The organism is Leptospira hartskeerlii (genome assembly GCF_002811475.1).
Lineage (GTDB): Bacteria > Spirochaetota > Leptospiria > Leptospirales > Leptospiraceae > Leptospira_B > Leptospira_B hartskeerlii.
Genome location: NZ_NPDL01000027.1, coordinates 1 through 796, shown reverse-complemented (window position 1 = coordinate 796; position 796 = coordinate 1). Strand labels below are relative to the sequence as shown.

Genomic DNA, 796 nt, shown 5'->3' with positions numbered 1-796 from the left:
TCCGAAGGACTTGGCGCGAGGCTTGCCACGCAAGACGAGTGACAAAGCGAAATGTGGCGAAGCCTGGAGCGAGGGCGTGTAAACGTCCCGAAGCGCAACGCCAAGCCGATAGTTAGACGCCTGTAACGCTCCTGCGCCACGGATGGCGCTCTGTTAATCCCCTAACCTTTTAATCTTTCTATATAAATTCACGTTGACACAATCTATATGTATAGTATATTGACCATATACATATGTCGTCAATCGACTTCGAATGGGATCCTGCGAAAAGCACGTCTAATAAAAGAAAACATGGAATATCATTTGAAGAAGCCAAAACTGTTTTCTATGATGAAAATGCCAGGATTATAAACGATCCAGATCATTCCGAAAATGAAGAAAGATTCATTATTTTAGGACTTAGTCATAAGTTAAATCTTTTAATGGTTTCTCATTGTTATAGATCATCAAAAGATATCATACGAATTATTTCTGCAAGAAAAGCTACAAAATTAGAATTAAAACAATACGAGGCACTTTTATGAGGAAAGAATACGATTTTTCAAAATCAAAGAAAAACCCTTATCTTAAAAAATTGAAGAAGCCTATTACAATCAGAGTCGACGTTGATACAATTGGTTACTTTAAAGGATTATCTGATAAAACTGGTATTCCATATCAAAACTTAATTAATCTTTACTTAGCCGAATGTGCATCTAAGCATAAGAAGATTGATCTCTCCTGGAAATAATATCTTAAAATCAAGCCGGACAAGGATGTCCGGCATTCGTTTCAAGCGTTATGGCGTCTAACGACC

The 796-nt window shown here is 37.4% G+C and carries 2 protein-coding genes; both read left to right on the top strand.

What is annotated here, in order from left to right; all coding sequences use genetic code 11:
- Window positions 1-233: 233 nt before the first annotated feature.
- Entirely contained in the window at window positions 234-524 is a 291-nt protein-coding gene (locus CH352_RS18940) for a BrnT family toxin (protein WP_100708324.1), read from the top strand.
- Window positions 521-730, top strand: a complete 210-nt coding sequence (locus CH352_RS18935) for a CopG family antitoxin (protein WP_100708323.1) — start codon at window positions 521-523, stop codon at window positions 728-730. The genes CH352_RS18940 and CH352_RS18935 overlap by 4 nt, the downstream gene beginning before the upstream one ends.
- Window positions 731-796 lie beyond the last annotated feature (66 nt).

Bases quoted from the DNA above. Each gene is read 5' to 3' on its own strand.
- CH352_RS18940 (WP_100708324.1), top strand. From the start codon at position 234: ATGTCGTCAATCGACTTCGAATGGGATCCTGCGAAAAGCACGTCTAAT.
- CH352_RS18935 (WP_100708323.1), top strand. From the start codon at position 521: ATGAGGAAAGAATACGATTTTTCAAAATCAAAGAAAAACCCTTATCTT.